Annotated in this window: 13 protein-coding genes; 7 read left to right on the plus strand and 6 right to left on the minus strand. The window is 66.2% G+C overall.

Features of this window, described 5'->3' with window-relative positions; translation table 11 throughout:
* Nucleotides 1-9: 9 nt before the first annotated feature.
* The 4 genes from ACOYYX_RS37970 to ACOYYX_RS37985 are packed head-to-tail and all read left to right on the plus strand — an operon-like array spanning nucleotide 10 to nucleotide 5,690.
* The gene (locus ACOYYX_RS37970; RefSeq protein ID WP_422927848.1) at nucleotides 10-1,602 is read left to right on the plus strand and encodes an Nramp family divalent metal transporter; all 1,593 of its coding nucleotides are present in this window, start codon (nucleotides 10-12) and stop codon (nucleotides 1,600-1,602) included.
* A 2-nt stretch (nucleotides 1,603-1,604) separates the two neighbouring features.
* Nucleotides 1,605-3,632, plus strand: a complete 2,028-nt coding sequence (locus ACOYYX_RS37975; protein ID WP_422927849.1) for an alpha-ketoacid dehydrogenase subunit alpha/beta — start codon at nucleotides 1,605-1,607, stop codon at nucleotides 3,630-3,632.
* 15 nt (nucleotides 3,633-3,647) lie between these two features.
* Entirely contained in the window at nucleotides 3,648-4,889 is a 1,242-nt protein-coding gene (locus ACOYYX_RS37980) for a dihydrolipoamide acetyltransferase family protein (RefSeq protein WP_422927850.1), read from the plus strand.
* 18 nt (nucleotides 4,890-4,907) lie between these two features.
* Nucleotides 4,908-5,690: an SDR family NAD(P)-dependent oxidoreductase gene (locus ACOYYX_RS37985; protein WP_422927851.1), complete on the plus strand. Its 783-nt coding sequence runs from the start codon at nucleotides 4,908-4,910 to the stop codon at nucleotides 5,688-5,690.
* A 22-nt stretch (nucleotides 5,691-5,712) separates the two neighbouring features.
* Here the strand turns inward: ACOYYX_RS37985 and ACOYYX_RS37990 are convergent, their stop codons facing one another.
* A complete protein-coding gene (locus ACOYYX_RS37990; RefSeq protein WP_422927852.1) occupies nucleotides 5,713-6,006 on the minus strand; it encodes a 4Fe-4S binding protein in 294 nt (97 codons plus the stop codon).
* Nucleotides 6,007-6,187: 181 nt separating this feature from the next.
* On the opposite strand from ACOYYX_RS37990, the gene ACOYYX_RS37995 reads away from it, so the two are divergent.
* Nucleotides 6,188-6,778 (plus strand): ECF-type sigma factor, encoded by a 591-nt coding sequence (locus ACOYYX_RS37995; protein WP_422927853.1) that lies wholly within the window; start codon nucleotides 6,188-6,190, stop codon nucleotides 6,776-6,778.
* The gene (locus tag ACOYYX_RS38000) at nucleotides 6,771-8,057 is read left to right on the plus strand and encodes a serine/threonine-protein kinase (protein WP_422927854.1); all 1,287 of its coding nucleotides are present in this window, start codon (nucleotides 6,771-6,773) and stop codon (nucleotides 8,055-8,057) included. The genes ACOYYX_RS37995 and ACOYYX_RS38000 overlap by 8 nt, the downstream gene beginning before the upstream one ends.
* Nucleotides 8,058-8,072: 15 nt before the next feature.
* Here ACOYYX_RS38000 and ACOYYX_RS38005 read toward each other — a convergent pair whose 3' ends face one another.
* The 4 genes from ACOYYX_RS38005 to ACOYYX_RS38020 form a co-directional block, all read right to left on the minus strand.
* The gene (locus ACOYYX_RS38005; RefSeq protein WP_422927855.1) at nucleotides 8,073-9,482 is read right to left on the minus strand and encodes a hypothetical protein; all 1,410 of its coding nucleotides are present in this window, start codon (nucleotides 9,480-9,482) and stop codon (nucleotides 8,073-8,075) included.
* A gap of 298 nt (nucleotides 9,483-9,780) precedes the next feature.
* Nucleotides 9,781-11,307, minus strand: coding sequence for an alpha/beta fold hydrolase (locus ACOYYX_RS38010; RefSeq protein WP_422927856.1), 1,527 nt, complete (start codon nucleotides 11,305-11,307; stop codon nucleotides 9,781-9,783).
* Nucleotides 11,308-11,373: 66 nt separating this feature from the next.
* Nucleotides 11,374-12,825 (minus strand): GDSL-type esterase/lipase family protein, encoded by a 1,452-nt coding sequence (locus ACOYYX_RS38015; RefSeq protein WP_422927857.1) that lies wholly within the window; start codon nucleotides 12,823-12,825, stop codon nucleotides 11,374-11,376.
* Between the two features lie 172 nt (nucleotides 12,826-12,997).
* Nucleotides 12,998-15,205: a hypothetical protein gene (locus ACOYYX_RS38020; RefSeq protein ID WP_422927858.1), complete on the minus strand. Its 2,208-nt coding sequence runs from the start codon at nucleotides 15,203-15,205 to the stop codon at nucleotides 12,998-13,000.
* Nucleotides 15,206-15,593: 388 nt separating this feature from the next.
* On the opposite strand from ACOYYX_RS38020, the gene ACOYYX_RS38025 reads away from it, so the two are divergent.
* Nucleotides 15,594-16,850, plus strand: a complete 1,257-nt coding sequence (locus tag ACOYYX_RS38025; RefSeq protein ID WP_422927859.1) for a tetratricopeptide repeat protein — start codon at nucleotides 15,594-15,596, stop codon at nucleotides 16,848-16,850.
* 32 nt (nucleotides 16,851-16,882) lie between these two features.
* On the opposite strand, the gene ACOYYX_RS38030 is transcribed toward ACOYYX_RS38025, so the two are convergent.
* Nucleotides 16,883-18,166 (minus strand): multidrug effflux MFS transporter, encoded by a 1,284-nt coding sequence (locus tag ACOYYX_RS38030; RefSeq protein WP_422927860.1) that lies wholly within the window; start codon nucleotides 18,164-18,166, stop codon nucleotides 16,883-16,885.
* Nucleotides 18,167-18,554: the final 388 nt, after the last annotated feature.

Raw genomic sequence — 18,554 nt, forward strand, 5'->3', positions numbered from 1 at the left:
GGACACCCCATGACCGAAGAATCGTCCCGCGTCCGGAACGAGATCCCCCCCTGGGACGTGGCCGACCTGCCGAAGCCCCACCCCCTCGAGTGGCGGCACTGGACCCGCTACGTCGGGCCCGGGATCGTGATGATGGGGATCCAGATCGGCGGCGGCGAGTGGCTGCTCGGCCCCGAGGTCACGGCCAAGTACGGCGGCGGCCTGATGTGGATCGCCACCATCGCCATCGTCCTGCAGGTCTTCTACAACCTCGAGTGCGGCCGATACGCCCTCTACTGCGGCGAGCCGATCTTCACCGGCTTCCTCCGCACGAGGCCAGGGCCTCGGTTCTGGATGGGGATCATCCTCTTCCTCAACCTCAGCTCGTTGATACCAGGCCTGTCGACGCATGGCGCGGCCTTACTCGCCTCGCTCTACCTCGACCGGCCCCCAGGCGCGGGCGACAGATGGCTCGTCACGATACTCGCCTATGCGATGTTATTGGCCGTTGCGCTCCCGATCCTCGTAGGGGGCAAGGTCTACAACATGCTCCAGGCGATCATGACGGTGAAAGTGACCGTCGTGCTCGGGTTCTGCCTGACGCTCGGGATCTGCTACGTCAGCCCGGAGAACTGGTGGAAGATCTTCAGCGGGTTCGTGAAGTTCGGCACCGTGCCCACGGTGGTCGACGGCCACGACACGACGGTCAACGTCTTCCTCCACGTCTTCAACGAGGGGACCTGGCCCCTGGTCGCCCTCAGCAACATCGCCGTCATCGGGGCGTTCGCCGGCTACGCGGGCGGGGGAGGGCTCTCGAACTCGGCCTACGGCAACTTCGTCAGGGACAAGGGCTGGGGCATGGGGAGCGTCGTCGGCGCCATCCCGAGCGCGATCGGCGGGCGGCACATCACCCTGAGCCACGTCGGCAAGGTCTTCAAGATCAACGCCGAGAACCTCGCGAAGTGGAAGGGCTGGTGGCGCTACATCCTCGTGGATCAGGTCTATGTCTGGGCCCCCGGCTGCTTCATGGGGATGGCCTTGCCGGGCCTGCTCTCGCTCCAGTTCGCACCGTATTCGTTGTTGCAGGGGAACAAGCTGGAATGGGCCCAGGCGCTCATCACGGCCGACGGCATCCGGCATGCCCCGCAGTTCGCGATGGGGGTCGCCAAGGTCCTCTGGATCACGACGGTCTTCGTGGGCTTGCTGGTGATGCTCCCGAGCCAGATGTCGATCGTCGACGACTTCAGCAGGCGCTGGACCGACATCCTCTGGTCGGGGAGCCGGCGGGTCCGGGGCACCTTGCGGGGGAACGCTGTCAAGCGTATCTATTACTCGATCCTCGCCTTCTACGTGCTCTGGAACCTCGTGTGCGCCTATCTCTTCAGCACGTACGGCACGCCGAAGTTGATGACGCTGGTGATTGCGAACCTGAATAACGTGTCGATCGGCGTCACCTCCTTCCACCTGCTCTGGATCAACTGCAAACTGTTGCCCGAGGAGTTGCGGCCTCGCTGGTATCACAGGGCCGGCGTCATCGGCTGCGGCGTCTTCTACCTCGGGCTCGCCTTGCTGGTCTTCGTCACCAAGCAACTGCCCATGTTCCGAGAAATGCTGGGAGGCTGAATTTGGGGGCCGATCAACCATCGACGGATATCCTCGCGACCGCCGACAGGCCGACGCTCCTGGCGCTCTACCGCCGGATGCAGACGATCCGGCGCTGCGAGGAGCACCTGGCGCGCTCGCATCAGCGAGGCCTGATCCACGGCGCCTGCCACACGTACGTCGGCGAGGAGGCGATCGCCACCGGCGTCTGCGCCCACCTCGGGGCCGACGACGTGGTCTTCAGCACGCACCGGGGGCACGGCCACGCGCTGGCCAAGGGGGTCACGCCCCGGGAGCTCGTCGCCGAACTCTTCGGCCGTGAGACGGGCTGCTCGCGAGGCAGGGGGGGGAGCATGCACCTCTTCGCCCCCGAGGTCGGCATGATGGGGACGAGCGGGATCGTCGGCCCCTGCATCCTCCAGGCGGCGGGCGCCGGGTATAGCTTCAAGCTGATGGAGGCCGAGAACGTGGCCGTCGCCTTCTTCGGCGACGGGGCCACCAATAACGGGGCCTTCCACGAGGGGCTGAACATGGCCTCGATCTGGAAGCTCCCCGTCCTGTTCGTCTGCGAGAACAACGGCTTCGCCACCGAGGTCCCGTTCACCTACGCGAGCGGCAGTCCGAGCGTCGCCGCCAGGGCCGCGGGGTACGGCCTCCACGGGGTCGAGGTCGACGGCAACGACATCCTCGCCGTCTACGAGGCCGCCGCCGAGGCCGTCGCCAGGGCCAAGCAGGGGGAAGGCCCGACCTTGATCGAGTGCAAGACGTATCGGACCCGCCCCCACGCCGAAGGGATGGGCGACTTCACGTACAGGACCCGCGAGGACGTCGAGCTCTGGAAGACCCGCTGCCCGATCGCCCGGCATCGCCGATACCTGCTGGAGCAGGGGATCGCCGACGAGGACGAGCTCCACGCGATCGACGAGGAGGTCGAGGCCGCGGCCCTCGACGCGATCGAGTTCGCCGAGCAGAGCGCCTGGCCGAGCCCCTCATCGGCGGCGAACCACATCTACGCGGCTTCAACCGAGACGACGCCGGATCGCCCCGTCCTCGACACCTTGCCCGCCGACTGTCGCCGCGAGACGACCTTTATGAAGGCGACCCTCGAGGCCCTCACCGAGGCGATGGAGTCGAACCCCCGGATCTTCGTCATGGGGGAAGGGATCGGCGTACGCGGGGGCAACTTCGCGACGACGACCGGCCTCTTCCAGCGTTTCGGGCCTGTGCGGCTCTGCGACACCCCCATCAGCGAGCGAGGCTTCGTGGGGATGGCCGCCGGAGCCGCCATGACCTCGACCCGGCCGCTGATCGACTTCATGTTCGCCGACTTCGTCCTCGACGCCGTCGGCGAGATCCTGAACCAGATCGCCAAGGTCCAATACATGAGCAGCGGCCGGCTCACCATGCCGGTACTCCTGCGAGGCTGCATCGGCATCGGCAACTCGGCGGCGACGCACCACTCGGGCAGCTATTACACGATGTACGGGCACTTCCCCGGCCTCCGCGTCGTCGTCCCGTCGAGCCCGTTCGACGCCAAGGGGCTCCTCTCCCACGCCTTGAAGTGCAACGACCCCGTCCTCTTCCTCGAGCATCGCGGCGTCCTCTCGGTCAAGGGGGCGGTCCCCGAGGAGCCTTATGAGATCGAGTTCGGCCGCGCGGCGGTCGTGAGGGAAGGGACCGACGTCACCGTCGTGGCCCTCGCCCTGATGGTCCACCATGCGAAGAAGGCCTGCGACGTCCTCGCGGCGGAGGGGATCTCTGTCGAGTTGATCGACCCGAGGACCATCGCCCCGCTGGACATGGCCACGATCCTCGGCTCCTTGCGGAAGACCGGGCGCTTGCTCGTCGTCGACGAGACCTTCGCCCCCTTCGGCCTGGGTGCGGAGATCGCCGCGCAGGCCGCGGACGCCGGGTTCGACGACCTCGACGCCCCGATCCGACGCCTCAACGGCCTGCATACCCCGACCCCGTACAGCCCCCCCCTGGAAGCGGTCGTCGTCCCCAATCCGGAGACGATTGCCCAGGCGGTCCGCGACCTGATCGCCGAGTGAAGGACTCACCCCGCCATGGCCATCGCAATCACGATCCCGCGCCTGGGTTGGAGCATGGAAGAAGGGGTCTTCGTCGGCTGGCTCAAACGCGAAGGCGAGCCGGTCCGCGTGGGCGACCCCATCTTCAGCCTCGAAGGGGAGAAGGCTACCCAGGACGTCGAATCCGTCGACGAGGGGACCCTGCGCATCCCCCCCGACGCCCCCTCGCCAGGCCAGACCGTCCTCGTCGGCACGATCATCGGCTACCTGCTCCAGGCCGATGAATCCGAGTTGCCCGCGACGACGCCCGCCGGCCCCGGAGAGGTTCGCCAGTCGGCCCCCGTGGAGGCTGCACCCGCACGGGTCGAGGCCGCGGGCCAGCGTTCGGCTAAGCCACGAAGTTCACCCCTGGCGCGTCGGATCGCCCGCGAGCACGGCATCGACTGGACCCAGCTCGTCGGCAGCGGCAGCTCGGGCCGGATCCGGCGGGACGATGTCCTAGAGGCAGTCCGCAACGGCCAGGCCGCATCGCGACCCGCGCCGGCGACGACGGCCGTCGGCCACGAGAACGGCAACGGCGCACCGAGCCGGTCGTTCTCCGTGGACGCGACCCGGAACACGATCGCGGGACGGATGGTCGAGAGCCTGCGAACGACGGCCCCCGTGACCCTGACGACGACCGTCGACGCCACCAACCTCGTCGGCCTCCGCCGCCAGTTCAAGGCCGCCTGGCCGGCCGGCGACGAGATCCCGAGCTATAACGACTTCCTCATCAAGCTCTGCGCTTTGGCCCTCCGCGACCACCCTCGCCTCAATGCCCGCTGGCGCCCTGGCGACGCCCAGATTGTTGTTGCCGATGAGGCCCACATCGGGTTCGCGGTCGACACCGAAGGCGGGCTCCTCGTCCCCGTGATCAAAGGTCCGGCCGACCTCGGGATCCGGGCGATCGCCTCGCGTTCGCGAGAGCTCGTCGCGCAGGCCCGAAGGGGCAAGCTCCGCCCGGTGGATATGCAGGGGGGGACGTTCACCATCACGAACCTCGGCGCCTTCGGCATCGAGACCTTCACGCCGATCATCAACATCCCCGAGTGCGCGATCCTGGGCGTCGGAAAGATCGAGTGTCGCCCGGTGATGGACGGCGAGAAGGTGGTGGGTCGCGAGCAGATGTTCCTGAGCCTGACCTTCGACCACCGCATCGTCGACGGCGCCCCCGCCGCGCGTTTCCTGCAGCATCTCGGCCGGCTCATCGAAAACCCCGGCCCCTGGCTGATGTCTTGAGAGTGAGGAGTTCCCCCATTGCGCTGTGATCTATCCGGCAAGGTCAGTCTCGTCACCGGCGCCGCCCGAGGGATCGGCCAGGAGATCGCCGATCAGCTCGCCGCCAACGGCAGCACCGTGGTCTACACCGACGTCGACGAGGCCGGCGTCCGCGAGGCCGCGGAGCGTACTCCGGGCGCGCACTGGCGTACGTTGAACGTCACGAACACGGAGCAGGTGGAGTCGGTCATCGGCTCCGTCGCCTCCGAGTTCGGCCGGCTCGACATCCTCGTCAACAACGCAGGCGTGAACACCCTCCATGATCGCGTGACGATCGACAAGTTCCCCCGCTCGGAGTGGGACCGCCTGCTCGCCGTCGACCTCACCGGCCTCTACGACGTCAGCCGCTTCGCCGCCCGCGTCATGGTCGAGCAGCGATCGGGACGCATCATCAACATCGCATCCATCGTCGGCCTCGTCCCGCTCCGGCTCCAGTGTGCGTTCGTCGCCGCCAAGGCCGGGGTCGTCAACCTGACCAAGGCGATGGCCCTGGAGCTCGGCCCTCAGGGGATCCTCGTCAACGGCATCGCCCCCGGCTCGACCCTCACCGACGGCACCCGCAAGCTCTTCTACGAAGAGGGGGGCGTCTTCCGCGACTCCGTCAAGCAGATGCTCGCCCACGTCCCCCTAGGGCGCCCGGCCGAGACCCGCGAGATCGCCATCGCCGCCGTCTTCCTCGCCGACCCCGACAACTCCTACATGAACGGCCACATCCTCACCGTCGACGGCGGCTGGACCGCCGGCTACGCCCGCGAGTTCTGACGAGCAGGTAAGGGCCCCGCAATCACCCTTTAGTGGGATCGCGGGGCCCGAGCGGTTCCTTGCGGTCGACGATCGGCGGGCAGACCGCGGCCATCTCGCGGTTCAGGGCGATGTACGACTGCCAGGCCTCCGGCACCTCCTCCTCATAGAAGATCGCGTCGACGGGGCATTCGACCCGGCACGCGTCGCAATCGATGCAGTCATCCGGGTCGATGTACAACATCTGCTCCCCCTCGCGGAAGCAATCCGTAGGGCAGACAACCACGCAATCTGTGTACTTGCAGCCGCTGCAAGGCTCGGTCACCACATAAGCCATAGCTCGGGCTCCTGTCTGGGTTCCGCTCGCCTCGCCAGGTGCGAGTGCGTCCGCGGATCCCCCCAGGGCATGCCCTTTCCGGCGCCCGAGCGGCCAAACTTCCACCGATTTTCGTTACGATGGATCCGTCGACGCATACTTGATGCGTCTTCCCCCCACTCGATCGAGGAGGCCCAATCCGATGACGACGGACGCGACTCCCGGCGCGGGGACATCCCTCATCCTGCTCGAGCGCTATCGCGACGGCGACGACCAGGCCGCCGAGGCCCTCTTCGCCCGCTACTTCGAACGCCTGACCGCCCTGGCTCGCAGCCGCCTTGCCCCTCGCCTGGCGAGGAGGACCGACCCCGAGGACATCGTCCTCTCGGTCTATCGCAGCTTCTTCGTCGAGGCCCGGCAGGGTCGCTACACCTTGAGCCGCGGCGGCGACCTCTGGAGGCTGCTCGCCTCGATCACCCGGCACAAGCTCCTCCGCCAGGTCCGACACCAGACGGCGGAACGTCGCTCGGTCGACCTGGAACGGCCACTGGCCTCCGACGATCTCCTCGCCCACGAGGCCGGCCCCACCGCCGAGGAAGCGATCATCCTGGCCGACGAGCTGGAACAGATCTTCTCGCACGCCTCGGAGTTCGAAAGGCGCGTGCTCGAGCTGCGTCTCCAGGGGCTCCTGATCTCCGAGATCGCCGAGGACACGGGACGCTCCGAACGCTCGGTCCGCCGCGCCCTCGCCCAGATCCGCGAGGCCCTTTCCGCCCGGCTCGACGATGCCTGACGCGAACTTCGAGTCGCAAATCCTGCGCTTCGAGCAGGCCTGGGGCCGGCACGATCCTCCTTTCATCGGGGATTATCTTCTCAACTCAAACGTTGATTCATCCACTGGAGGGATCAAGCTCCTCATCGAACTCATCAGCATCGACCTGGAGTTCCGCTGGCGCAGGCTCGCCGGGCGAGATCGCTTCGTACTGGAAGATTACGCAGCGGCCTTCCCCGAACTCGGCCCGCTCGAAAACCTTCCACTCGAACTCCTCGGTGAAGAGTACCGGGTGCGTCGGCAATGGGGAGATCGTCCATCGCACAAGTCGTTCCTCGCCAGGTTCCGATTGAGGCATGAATTCATATTTGAACGTCTCCGAAACATCGACGCGGAGATCGAGGAAGAGGCGAAGTCTACTCGCTCACGCCCTTCGCTCGAGGTGGGTGGGACATTCACCCAAGGTTCTGACTCACATCTTACCGACCTACTCTCCCATCAGGACTTCCTGCTCAGACGCCTGATCGGTGCCGGCGCGATGGGGAAGGTGTACGAGGCCTGGCAGCGCAGCACGAGCCGCAAGGTCGCGGTGAAGTTCCTCCGCAAGACGCTGCTCCGCCACCCGCGGGTCGTGCAAAGGTTCCGAGACGAGGCGGACACGATCGCGAGGCTGCAACACCCTCGCATCGTAAGCACCCAGGGGCTCGGCCGGACGGGGGGCGGCTCGTACTTCATCGTCATGGACCTCGTCGAGGGCCCCAACCTGGACGAGACCCTCCGACGCGGCCCTGTGGATCTCGGCGACGCCGTCCGCTGGATTCTGGATGCCGCCGAGGCGCTCGCCCATGCCCATGAGCGCGGGATCATCCACTGCGACCTCAAGCCGGCGAACCTCCTTCGCGACGAGCATGACCGCATCCGCGTCACCGACTTCGGCCTCGCGCGATCCCTCGCCGAGTCGACCCGCTCGATTGCCGAGGTCGAAGGCACCGCCCCGTTCATGGCCCCCGAGCAGGCCTCGCGTCACTGGGGGCCGATCGACGAACGCACCGACGTCTACGGCCTCGGAGCCGTCCTCTTCACGCTCGCAACGGGGCGACCTCCCTACGTCGGGCGTCGGCTCCCGGATATCCTCGCCCAGGTCGCCTCCGCCGCGCCCGTGCCATCGTTGACGGGGTTTCGCCCCCACCTCCCCGAAGGCCTCGGTAACTTCTGCCGTAAATGCCTGGCCAAGCGTCCCGAGGAACGGTTCGCATCCATCCTGGAGGCGAGATCGGCATTGCTGAAGCACTATCACTAAAACATGATCACGGTCTCACTTAGCAGGCTCGGCCGGTTTATCGACGCGGGGGTCGTAGACGGTCGGGATCATACCGTCGTCGAGGTCGCCAGTGCCGTCGTCGGGGAGGTGTTTGAGGTAGGGACCGACGAGGGCGGTCTCCGAGGGGGCGGGGGTGCCGTGGTCGCGGCGGTAGAGTTCCTCGGCGAGGATCAGGACGAGGGCGCGTTGGTCGCGCCGCTCCTGGGCCGAGACGGAAGGCCAGGGCCACTGGCAGAGGATCTGCTTGGCGTCGAGGGCCCCGACGAGCCGCTCGGCGAGTTCGCTGGGGGTCAGGGTGACCTTGGCCGAGGTCGGGCTGCCGCCGGGGGGGTAGAGGAAGACGGTCGACTTCTGCTCGAAGCTCGAGAATGTCGCCCGGACGGCCGCCTTCTGATTCGCCTTGGTGGACTGCTCGACGCGGCCGACCCAGTTGGCGAACGCCATGCGTAAAACCCGACGGCTCCGCTCGGGCTCGTTCCGGAGGAAGCGGCTCGTCTTGTAGAGGGTCTGCGAGAGGTTGGGGGGCAGGGATTCGCCGAAGATCCGGAACTTGATGTCCTCGCCGTCGCCGTGATTGAGCAAAGTGTCCGACTTGGTCAACTCGCGCATGGCGAAGAGGTAGTCGAGCTTCAAGGAGAAGACATCCCACTCGGGCCTGGGCTCGCAGCCGACCACGTCGGCGAGGGCCGCCTTGAGCGTCGCCATCTCGGTTTTGGGGTCGGCGGCCCAGTGTTCCAGTCGCTTCCGCATCCGGCTGCAGTTGTGACCGATGATAACCCGCTCCATCATCAGCCCACATCGGATCAAATGGACGCGGAGCCTGAGGATCGAGCGATACAGGTCCCAGGCCCCGGCCATGTCCCCTTGCTTCTCAAGCCGGGAACCCTCGAGTTCCGCCAGCAAGATCAGGCGGCCGTAGTCCATGCGCTCATAGTTGAAGAGGGACTCCTTGTCCGACGGATGCGCCACGCCGCCAATCAGGTCGGTCCCCTGGCGGAACCATTCCAGCGCCGGGCGGTTCGACTCGACCCATTCTCGAAGCTTGGGATCGACCTTCTCCCAGTCGAGATCCGGGCCCGAACGAAGCATCGCCATCGAGACGCTGGGGAACGGCTTCATCTCGGCCGCCGCCTGCCGGTAGAAGGCGAACGCGTTGTGGTCGTCGGGGATCTTGACCCCGGCCACATCCGCGAGGTCAAACGGGTCGCCGATGTCGGGCAGCCCGATCAGCCCGCAGGCCCTCCAGGCCAACGCCCCCGCCGCGACCACGATCAGGCCGAGCACCAAAGCCAGGAGGATTCTCAACGCCTGCCGGCCCCGCTTCCACGCGTAGCGGCGCAGTCGCGTCCAGGTATCGGGCGGGGCCACATGCAGGCTCGAACTCGCCTCGTTCTCGGTCGCCATTGAGGACTCGCGCTCTCGGTGGAAGTGACGGGGCCCGAACCAACGACATCTGTCTTATTTTGCAAAATTCCCGGCCGGAGCTCAAGGGAGAGATTGGGCGGCCCGACTTCTTGGGCTCTGCATCGAACCCTCTGGCAAGAGATGATAGCGATGGATGGCGCCTCTCGGAATCAAATATCACCATGATTTCCGCAATCCGAGATCATCGCATGCAGCCATGCCATGCTTCGAAAGGGGAAGGGCCGGCGACATCGCGCGATGCCGGCGGCCCTCGTTGCGAGACTTCAGAATCCGCTCGTCACGGCTTCTTCTGCGTGGCGAGGATGAAATCCAAGACCGGCTTCGGATCCCTCGGCGCGGATGGATAATGCCCCTGGCCCTCGGTGATGACGACGAGGATCTGGCCACCGAGCCCCTTGTACCGCGACTCGACGACGCGTGTCTGGCTCTCGAGCCAGGGGTCAAGGCTGCCGCAGGCGTGGAGTAGGGGGACGCCCGCCCTGGCGAGTGCGGCGAGGCCCTCGAACGGCGAGGTCTTCGACATCAGGCTGCGGAGCGCCGGGTTCTCGCCGTAGAGACACGAGACCTTCTCCGGGTTCTCGGCCGCCCAGGCATAGGCCTCGCCGGCCGACGTGCCGATGCCTTCGAGCACGGGCTTTCTGGAAAACCCATGCTCGACCATCAACTTGTACACGTCGTCCCATTCCTGATGCAGCGGCCCCGACTGGGCGAGCAAGGGGGCCACGACGATATGGAAGCCGTGGGCGAGCAGGGCCTGGTCGACGGCGGCATCGCGCCTGAGGTTGTCGGCGCGGAAGACCCAGGGCTTCCCGGGCGCGACCTCCCTGGGGACGATCACCGACATCCGGGTCAGGCCCCAGGGGCTCTTCGCGCCGTCGTCATAGCGCTCGTAGCTCTCGACGACCCCGGGGCCCCTGCAGGTGGCGTAGGTCTTCTCGGGTTCGAACTCGCGATACGAACTGTCGTTCTTATAATAATACGACCGGACGAAGGAGTCGCCCGCGAAGCCGGGGAGTTCCCGCTTCTTGGGCTGGGTATGCGCGACGATCCAGTCGGCGATGATCTTGGGGTCGCGGAGGCTATGCGGGTGGTGGGCGACGCCGTCCTTGATGACGACGGTGATCTCGCCGCCGAGCTCGTGATAGCGGGCCTCGATGGGGAGCGTGTGCTTCTCGAGGAGGAAGTCGAGGCTCCCGCAGATATTCAGGAGCGCGACGTCATTCTTCGCCAGGGCGTCGAGCCGGGCGAAGTCGCCGGGGCGGATCGCGGGGTTATCGGCATAGATGCAGGAGACCTTATCCGGGTTCGCCGCCGACCACTCGTAGGCGTTGACGCCCCCCTTGCTCATGCCCACGAAGGCGGGCTTCTTCGAGAGCCCGTGCTTCTCGGTCAGGTAGGAGTACCAGGCATCCCAGGCCTTGCCCGGGTCGGGCGTGATGAACACAACGTGATATCCTCGCCTGAGCAACTCCACCTCGCCCTGGGGCTCGTGGTTCCAGTAGCACCCTTGCCAGGACCAGGGATTGCCGGGGGCGGGGGTCTTGGGGACGACCACGATGCAGCGCCGCTGACCCGGAGCGGGCCCCTTCACGCCGTGGCCCTCGTCGGCGTCGCGACGGAACGGCTTGATCTCCAGGCTCGACTCGTCCATCACGTAGTCGTAGCGGTCGAAGCCGTCGTGCCAGTGGGTCTTCTCGCCATCGAACGGCACGTAGGCGTCGGCCGCTTGTGCGGGGCTCGCGCCAGCGAAGGCCGCGGCGAAGAGGATCGCAGGGAGCCACCATCGAAGACGCTTCATGCTCATCGGAGTCACTCGGGATGACAGGGAGTTGGGATGAGTTCGACGATGGGGGGAATACCGGCAATGGGATCAGGGCTGATGGCTCATGATGAAGTCGACGATCGCCTGAGGATTGGCCAGGCTGTGGGGGTGATGGTCGACCCCTTCCTTGCGGATCACCTCGATGGTCCCGCCCAGTCGCTTGTAGCGCTGCTCGATGACGTCGGTGTTGTCGCGGACGGGGACGACGCGATCCGCCTGGCCGACGACGTGGATGATCGGGATCTTCGCCTTCGCGAGGGGCTCCAGGTTGTCGACGGGGTTACCCCGGAATGCGAAGGCCTCGGCCTCGTCCTTGAAGCCGTAGAGTCGCATCAGGAGTTCCCAATCCCTCTGAGTCGAGGTCTTCCGCCCCGAGCCCCCCGGCCAGGACTTGAAGTCACAGACGGGGGCATCGCCGTAGAGCACGGCGACCGTCTCGGGGTGGAGCGCCGCCCAGTGATAGCAATACAGGCCGCCCCGGCTCATGCCGATCAATGTGATCTTGCCGTCCAGCCCGAGCCCCTGGAACTTGCGATGGGCCTTCTCCCAGATCGCCATCGCGGGGGGACCGCCGAACATATCCTGGGCCTGCACATAGACCACATGGAACCCCCGCTGCAAGAGCGCGAGGTCCGTCTGCGGCTCGTGGCCGAAGAACTCGCCGCGCCAGGCGTAGGGATGATCGGCCCGGGTCACATAAGGCCTGACGACGATGGCTTGCCTGCCGTCCTCGATGGGAAATGAGAGCTGGCGATACCCGTAGAACGAGGTGGCCTTGGAAGCCTCGCCCTGGGCCGCGAGTTTCGCTTCGATGTCGAATCCCCGATCCGCCTTGAACCCGATCGTCTCGCCAACGATCCTGGCGACGAGCGCGGCCCCCTCGGCGTTGGGATGGATGTGGTCCCTGAACCAGGCCCCTCTACCCAGGAATGGGGCATGCAGGTCGATCAGCTCGGCCCCGGTCTCGAAGGCCACTTGGCGGAGCGACGGTATGAGTTGCTTGACGATCACCTCGTCATTGATGCCCCAATTCGTCTCGAAGGCGGGCAATGGGAGGCAGAGCAGGACCCGAGGCTTCGAGGGGAGCGCCCGGAAGGCCTCGATCGCCGCGCGAGTGTCGGCGGCGAACTCGTCGCGGAACTTCCAGTTCTCCGGCTTGGTGTCATTTCCACCGAGGTCGATCACGACGATGTCGGGTTGGAAGGCCAGGGCATCGCGGTAGGCCTGCTGCTCCCAGTAGGGGTTGTCTCCCTTCCTGAGCATCGTGGTGCCGCTCACCCCGAAGTTCCGCACCTCGTACCCGTCGCCGAGGATCTTCCCCAACTGCGTCGGGTAGCAGTTCCGCTCGCGATCCTGGATGCCGTGGCCGAAGGTGTTGCTGGCGCCGATGCAGGCCACGCGTGTCTTTCCAGGCTTCGACGGCTCCTGCCCGATCGCGACGCCAAGGCCTCCGACGAGCAGGAGGGCGAACACCGAACCTCGCAAAACGGTGGAGTGCATAGGAGAAGACTCGCTCGAGGCCCTGGAACCAGGACGACCATCAATCCGTGTGCTTCAACGTCGATGCAATGCTAGGCGACGGGGAAGGACTCTCACGCAAGAGACACGCATCAAGAGGTCGTCCCGGCTGGCGGACCGACCTCGAGGAAACAGCCACTGCCGTTGAAGGCGCTCAGAGCACCTTCACGCGTCGCCCACTCGGGGAGTTGGGGAAGCGGAGGAGGAACGTCTTGGTCTCGGCGTCCCACGAAGTCGCTTCGGCGGGCAAAGCCTGGCCGTCGACGGTCGCCCCCTTCGGGGCTCCCGGCATCGCGATCCGGACGGCGGCCTCGATGTTCTCGGGCCCCTCGGCGTGGAACTCGAAACCGCCGTCGTCGGCCTTCTTCGCCCCGAGGACCTTGCAGGCCGAGGCGACGACGGCGGGGTCGGTGACCGGGAACTTGTCGAGGTCAAACAGCAGGCGACGGCTGCCAGGCGCCAGCTCGACCGACTTGACGATCGGCAGGCCGGCGTCGAACAGATCCACGAACTTGCCGGTCAAGGTCAACGGAGCCCCCTGGAGCGACTCGTCCAGCCCCGAGGCCACGACGTAGGGGCCGCGGTGCACAACGAGGTGATTCGTCTCCTGGTACGCGAGGCCGATCGCCTCGCAGGCCTGCCGGGTCAAGGAGCGGATGTGGTCGGCCCCCTTCTCCTGATAGGTCAAGGCGGCGGGACTGGCCTTGTCGTAGATCAGGACCCCCTTGCCGACCTTGTGGACCCCGGCGGCATCCTTGGGCACGCCGAGTTGCTCGAAGAGGTGGATCCGAGGGGCGGCATAAGACATCCCCTTGGTGCTGTCGTTCCACCACGAGCGGACGCCGTTGTAGGGGTCGGAGTCGTCGCCCAGGAAGACGAGCACGCCCCCTTGCTTGACCCACTCGGCCAGGGCCGTGTGGACCTCGGGCGTCATCGGCTTCATCCCCTCATACGTCATCAGGAGGACCTTGTGCGGGGCGAGGGCGCCGCCGATCGTGACGTTCTCGAGTTGCACCGGCTCGGCCGGGATGCCTCGCTTGACGAGGGGAAGGGCGAGTCCATAAAACGAGCCGAGATGTTCATCCGACGGCTTCGGGTCGCCCCTGTGGAACATCATGGTGTCGGAGACGACCACGCCGAGGCCCTGGGTCCCGCACTGCCACTTGATGTCGCGCTGCTCCATGTCGTTGAGGGCCGTGATGACGGTCATCAACTCGGTGGCATAAGCAGGCGGGATGGGGACCTTGACGACCTTCTCGAGGAACTTGCGCTTGGAACGGTCGACGGTCGGGTATCGGCCGCGGAAGATCCGCTCGGGCCAGGGCATGACCTCGTAGCGCCAGACCTGCGGCCAGAGGAGCGAGGCGGTGAGGGTGCTCTCCCAGTTCGTCTTGTAGTCATCCCACGAGTGGTCGGGGTTGTCCTCGATCGGGTCGTTCAGGAACCAGACGGTGCCGCCGTTCGCCTGGACGACGTTCATCATCGCGCCGTACTCGAGGAAGGCGGTCTCGAAGGTGCGCTCGCGGACCTTCCCCTCGTAAGCGTTCGGCGTGCGCGCCGTGCCCGTCCAGACCTGGGCGATGAAGCCGTCGGCCCCGACCTTGATGAGGCTCGACTCGGGGCTCACGATCTTCCATTGGGCATAGTTGATCAGGCTATGCGTGGGCACGTAACATTTGACGTGTCGGCCGGTGCGGTCGTTCTCGGCCTTCACGAAGTCAAATACTTGTTTCAATGCGCGCTGATAGAGGTAATACTTGAGCAGGGATGAACGATACTCGGCGTCGACCGAGGTATGGGGCGCGATCCAGTCCTCATTGTAATAAGCCTTCCACTCTCGCTTGAACCCGGGGGAATAACCGCCGCGGACCCAGAACTCGGGCTCTTCCAGGTGGATGGCGTCAGCGCCGGCGTCCATCGCCCGCTTGACCCCCTGGCAGAGGAACTTGCCGTAGTTCTCGCCGGGCGACATATAGTAGACGTCGCCGCCGTGCGAGATCACCTTGCCCCGGCGGTCCATCTGCGCCTCGTCGACGTGGTTGATCCCGTCGAACCGGCCATACAGATAATCCTGGTATTGGCCCCAGGAGACGCCGGTCATCAGGTGCGTGATGTACCCCTGCGCCTTCCACTGGGCGATCCGCTCGGGGAGGCTGGCGTCGATGCCATAGCAGACGGCGACGTCGGAGCGGAGCTGGATCTTGGGATCCCATTGCGAGTGCGTCTGGAAGCAAGTGCGCTCGCGGATCTGACCTAGATCGCCCGGCCGTTTCGGGACCTCTTCGGCGCGAACTTGGCCGTGGCCCAGGGCCGCGGCCAGGATCAAGGCGGACAGGCCAACGCGTCTTCGATCGCAACTCATGTCGGCACCTCTTCGGATGTCCCGCCGGGCCGGGCGTGCCCCCGCGAGACGAGGGGGTCGGGCCCACCACGACATCAAGGAATATCCAAACGTCCAAGCTCGCCCGGCATTGATGATGGGCCAAGCGTATCACGACGCGGCGACCACCAGCAAGCGGCCAGGATAGGCCACGCCCCGATTGCCGGGGACGGTTCGAGCCTTCGGCATGCATTGCCCGGTCGGACCGATCCGCATCGCGACCCGGACACGTTTGTGGATATGATTTTCGAGAGTGTAGCCAAGCCCCGCGACGGATGCCATGATGGATGTTGCGACCGGCCTCCGGGGCGAGGCCCTCGATCCCATCTCCGGCCGCCCTCTCCCGAGCGAACCAGCAAGGAGCCCGTCAATGACCTCCGACCCCCGGCGCAATCGCCCGCGAATCCTGCCTTGCGTGACGATGGTCCTGATGACGCTCGCCGGGTTCGGCTCACCTGCCGTGGCGCAGGATCCCCCGCCGAAGGATCAGACCCAGGAGCCGCCCAGCGACCAGTTTGCGGCCAAGCGTCGGGACGCGATGCGGCTCTCGGCCGAGCACCGAGACCTCGAGGCTTTGCCGCTCTTCGAGGAGTTGGCCAGGGAGAAGGCCGACGACCGGGTCGTCCAGGAAGGCCTCGCGAAAGGCCTGATCATCAAGGCGGCGACGGTCCCGAGCGACGAGGCCCCGGCCCTCTTGCGGCGAGCCCGCTCGATCCTGCTCGAGCTCAAGAAGACCGGGAAACTCAGCAACCTCGCCCAGATCTACGTCGACGCGATCCCGCCCGACGGTGCGCCCCCGAAGTTCTCTGACCGGGGCGACGTCCAGGCGGCGATGCAGGCAGGGGAGGCCGCGTTCGCCCGCCACGACTTCGTGGCCGCGCGACGCTCTTATCAGCAGGTGCTGAAGCTCGACCCCCGCTCCCATGAAGCGGCCCTGTTCATCGGCGACTCTTACTTCGTGGAGAACAAGTTGGACGAGGCCCGCACCTGGTTCACCCGGGCGGCGATCATGGCCCCGAATTCCTCCACGCCCCACCGCTACCTCGGCGATGCGCTCAGCAAGGCCGGGGAGGACGACCTGGCCAGGCTCAGCTACCTCGACGGCATCCTCGCCGAGCCATACAACCGGCGCCCCTGGATGTCGCTCAGCCAGTGGTTATCGTCCAAGCGCATCCCGGCGAGTCGCCTGGAGGTCGTGCCCGCCGATCTCGAAGCGAAGGGCAAGGCCCCGGCCGAGACTCCCAAGCCCGACGCCGATGACGGTCGATCGCACTGGCACCTCTACGCCGAGACCCTCGACGCCTGGGCCAATGATCGCTTCAAGGCCGTCATGCCGGAGGAGAAGGCCTACCGCCACTCCCTCGCCGAGGAGGTCGACGCCCTCCGGGCCGTGGCGAAAGCGGTCGATGCCGACATCCAGGCGGGCCGGATCAAGGAGCCGCACCCCGGCTTCGTCAACCTGATCAAGCTCGACCGTGAAGGCCTCCTCGAGCCCCACATCCTCTACTTCCGCGCCAACGCCGGGATCGCCCAGGATTACGCCCCCTACCGCGAAAAGCACCGCGGCGAGTTGCGTCGCTACCTCACCCAGTACGTCGCCGTCCTCCCCGAGGCCAAGCCCGAGTGATCGGGCAGGCCCGGTTCAGGCGGGGAACCTGCTCAGGCGGCTTCCGGTTCAAGGACGACGGCCGCCTCGACCATCTCGCGGAGCTTGCGTCGCTCGATGACGAGGGTGATGACCGTCGAGATCACGGCGCAGGCGGCCATGCCGAAGGCCATGGGGCGCGAGGTGCCGTCGCGGAAGAGGCCGACGAGGGCGCCGGTGATGGCTCCGATCGCGAACTGCAACATGCCCAGCAGAGCCGAGGCGGCACCGGCCTGGTGCGGGAAGGGGGCCATCACGGCGGCGGTGGCGTTCGGGAGGATCAGGCCGACGGTGGCGAGACAGATGAAGATATCGGCGAGGAAGAGGGGGAGGCCGCCGAGGTCGGTCCAGGCCAGGACCGGCAGGAGCAGGGCCGAGGCGATGTTGACAGTCGCGGCCCAGCGCAGGATGTCGTGGGTGTCATACTTGCGGGTCAGCCAGCGATTCACCTGGGCCGCGCCGATCAGGCCGATGGCGTTGCCGGCGAAGATCACGCTGAAGAGCCCCTGCGACAGCCCGTAGTGCTGGAGCAGGAGCGTCGGAGCCGAGGCCACGTAGGCGAAGATCTGGCCCAGGGCGAGGATCGCGGGGGCTGCGTAGCCCACGAACTTGCGGTCGACGAGCATCGACAGGTAGCGACCCGCGATCAGGCCGATCGAGTCGCGGCTCCGACGCGAAGGGGGGTGGGTCTCCGGCAGGTCGACCGCCACGGCGATCCCGCAGATGCACGCGAAGGTGCCCAGGGCCCAGAAGATCGCCCCCCAGCTCCCGACCTGCAAGAGCAGGCTCCCCATCCCGGGCGCGAGGATCGGGGCGATGCCGATGACGAGCATCAGCATCGAATAGATCCGCGAAGAATCCGCCTCCTCGAACGAGTCTCGCACGACTGCCCGGGCGATCACCATGCCGGTGGCCCCGGCCAGGCCCATGACGAACCGGGCGAGGATCAGGGTCTCGATCGAGCGGGTGAACGCGCAGAGCACGCACGAGACCGCGAACGCCGCCGAGCCATACAGCAGGGGGATGCGCCGCCCCACGCGATCCGAGATCGGCCCGCAGATGAGTTGCCCCACAGCCAGGCCGGCGAGGAAGAGCGAGAGGGTCAGTTGCATCGCCCCCTTCGGGGCGTTCAGGTCGGTCTCGATCTGGGGGAAGGCGGGCAGGTACATGTCGATGCCGAGCGGCCCGAAGGCATCGAGCAGCCCGAGCAGGATGATGAAGCGGAGGCCGGCGCGGGGCGTACCGGGAGCCTGATCGCCATCGATGGCGGCAGATGCCGAAGATTCAACGGAAGCCATAAATTGGTCTCAAAGGCTCGGGATGCGGTCGGGTTATGAGAGGGATTTCGTCGAGTCGCGGCGTGTTGAAAGGAGATCCAACGATCGGGAACGGGAGGGAAACGAACTCCGTGTTCGTTCATCGAAGTGTTGACGTCGCCAATTATAGGAACCGCCACCGCCGAGGCAACTCCACACCAGGCCGGGGCACGGGCCACTCGACAAAACGTGAACTTGTGAAAGAAGAACGGGCAATTCGCCCGCCTCGAACCCGCCGTGATGTGATTTGAAGGCAGGGGAGGGATCACACAAACCCGAACATTTCGCCACGGACCAGGCTATGTTGGTTCGGTGATCGTCGACCGGAAGGGATCTTCAAGAAGCACCGCATTTCTTCAAGAATTCACAA

Source organism: Singulisphaera chitinilytica (genome assembly GCF_049331405.1).
Classification (GTDB): Bacteria; Planctomycetota; Planctomycetia; order Isosphaerales; family Isosphaeraceae; genus PoT.

Bases quoted from the DNA above. Each gene is read 5' to 3' on its own strand.
- ACOYYX_RS37970 (WP_422927848.1), top strand. From the start codon at position 10: ATGACCGAAGAATCGTCCCGCGTCCGGAACGAGATCCCCCCCTGGGAC.
- ACOYYX_RS37980 (WP_422927850.1), top strand. From the start codon at position 3,648: ATGGCCATCGCAATCACGATCCCGCGCCTGGGTTGGAGCATGGAAGAA.
- ACOYYX_RS37990 (WP_422927852.1), bottom strand. From the start codon at position 6,006: ATGGCTTATGTGGTGACCGAGCCTTGCAGCGGCTGCAAGTACACAGAT.
- ACOYYX_RS37995 (WP_422927853.1), top strand. From the start codon at position 6,188: ATGACGACGGACGCGACTCCCGGCGCGGGGACATCCCTCATCCTGCTC.
- ACOYYX_RS38000 (WP_422927854.1), top strand. From the start codon at position 6,771: ATGCCTGACGCGAACTTCGAGTCGCAAATCCTGCGCTTCGAGCAGGCC.
- ACOYYX_RS38005 (WP_422927855.1), bottom strand. From the start codon at position 9,482: ATGGCGACCGAGAACGAGGCGAGTTCGAGCCTGCATGTGGCCCCGCCC.
- ACOYYX_RS38010 (WP_422927856.1), bottom strand. From the start codon at position 11,307: ATGAGCATGAAGCGTCTTCGATGGTGGCTCCCTGCGATCCTCTTCGCC.
- ACOYYX_RS38015 (WP_422927857.1), bottom strand. From the start codon at position 12,825: ATGCACTCCACCGTTTTGCGAGGTTCGGTGTTCGCCCTCCTGCTCGTC.
- ACOYYX_RS38020 (WP_422927858.1), bottom strand. From the start codon at position 15,205: ATGAGTTGCGATCGAAGACGCGTTGGCCTGTCCGCCTTGATCCTGGCC.
- ACOYYX_RS38025 (WP_422927859.1), top strand. From the start codon at position 15,594: ATGACCTCCGACCCCCGGCGCAATCGCCCGCGAATCCTGCCTTGCGTG.
- ACOYYX_RS38030 (WP_422927860.1), bottom strand. From the start codon at position 18,166: ATGGCTTCCGTTGAATCTTCGGCATCTGCCGCCATCGATGGCGATCAG.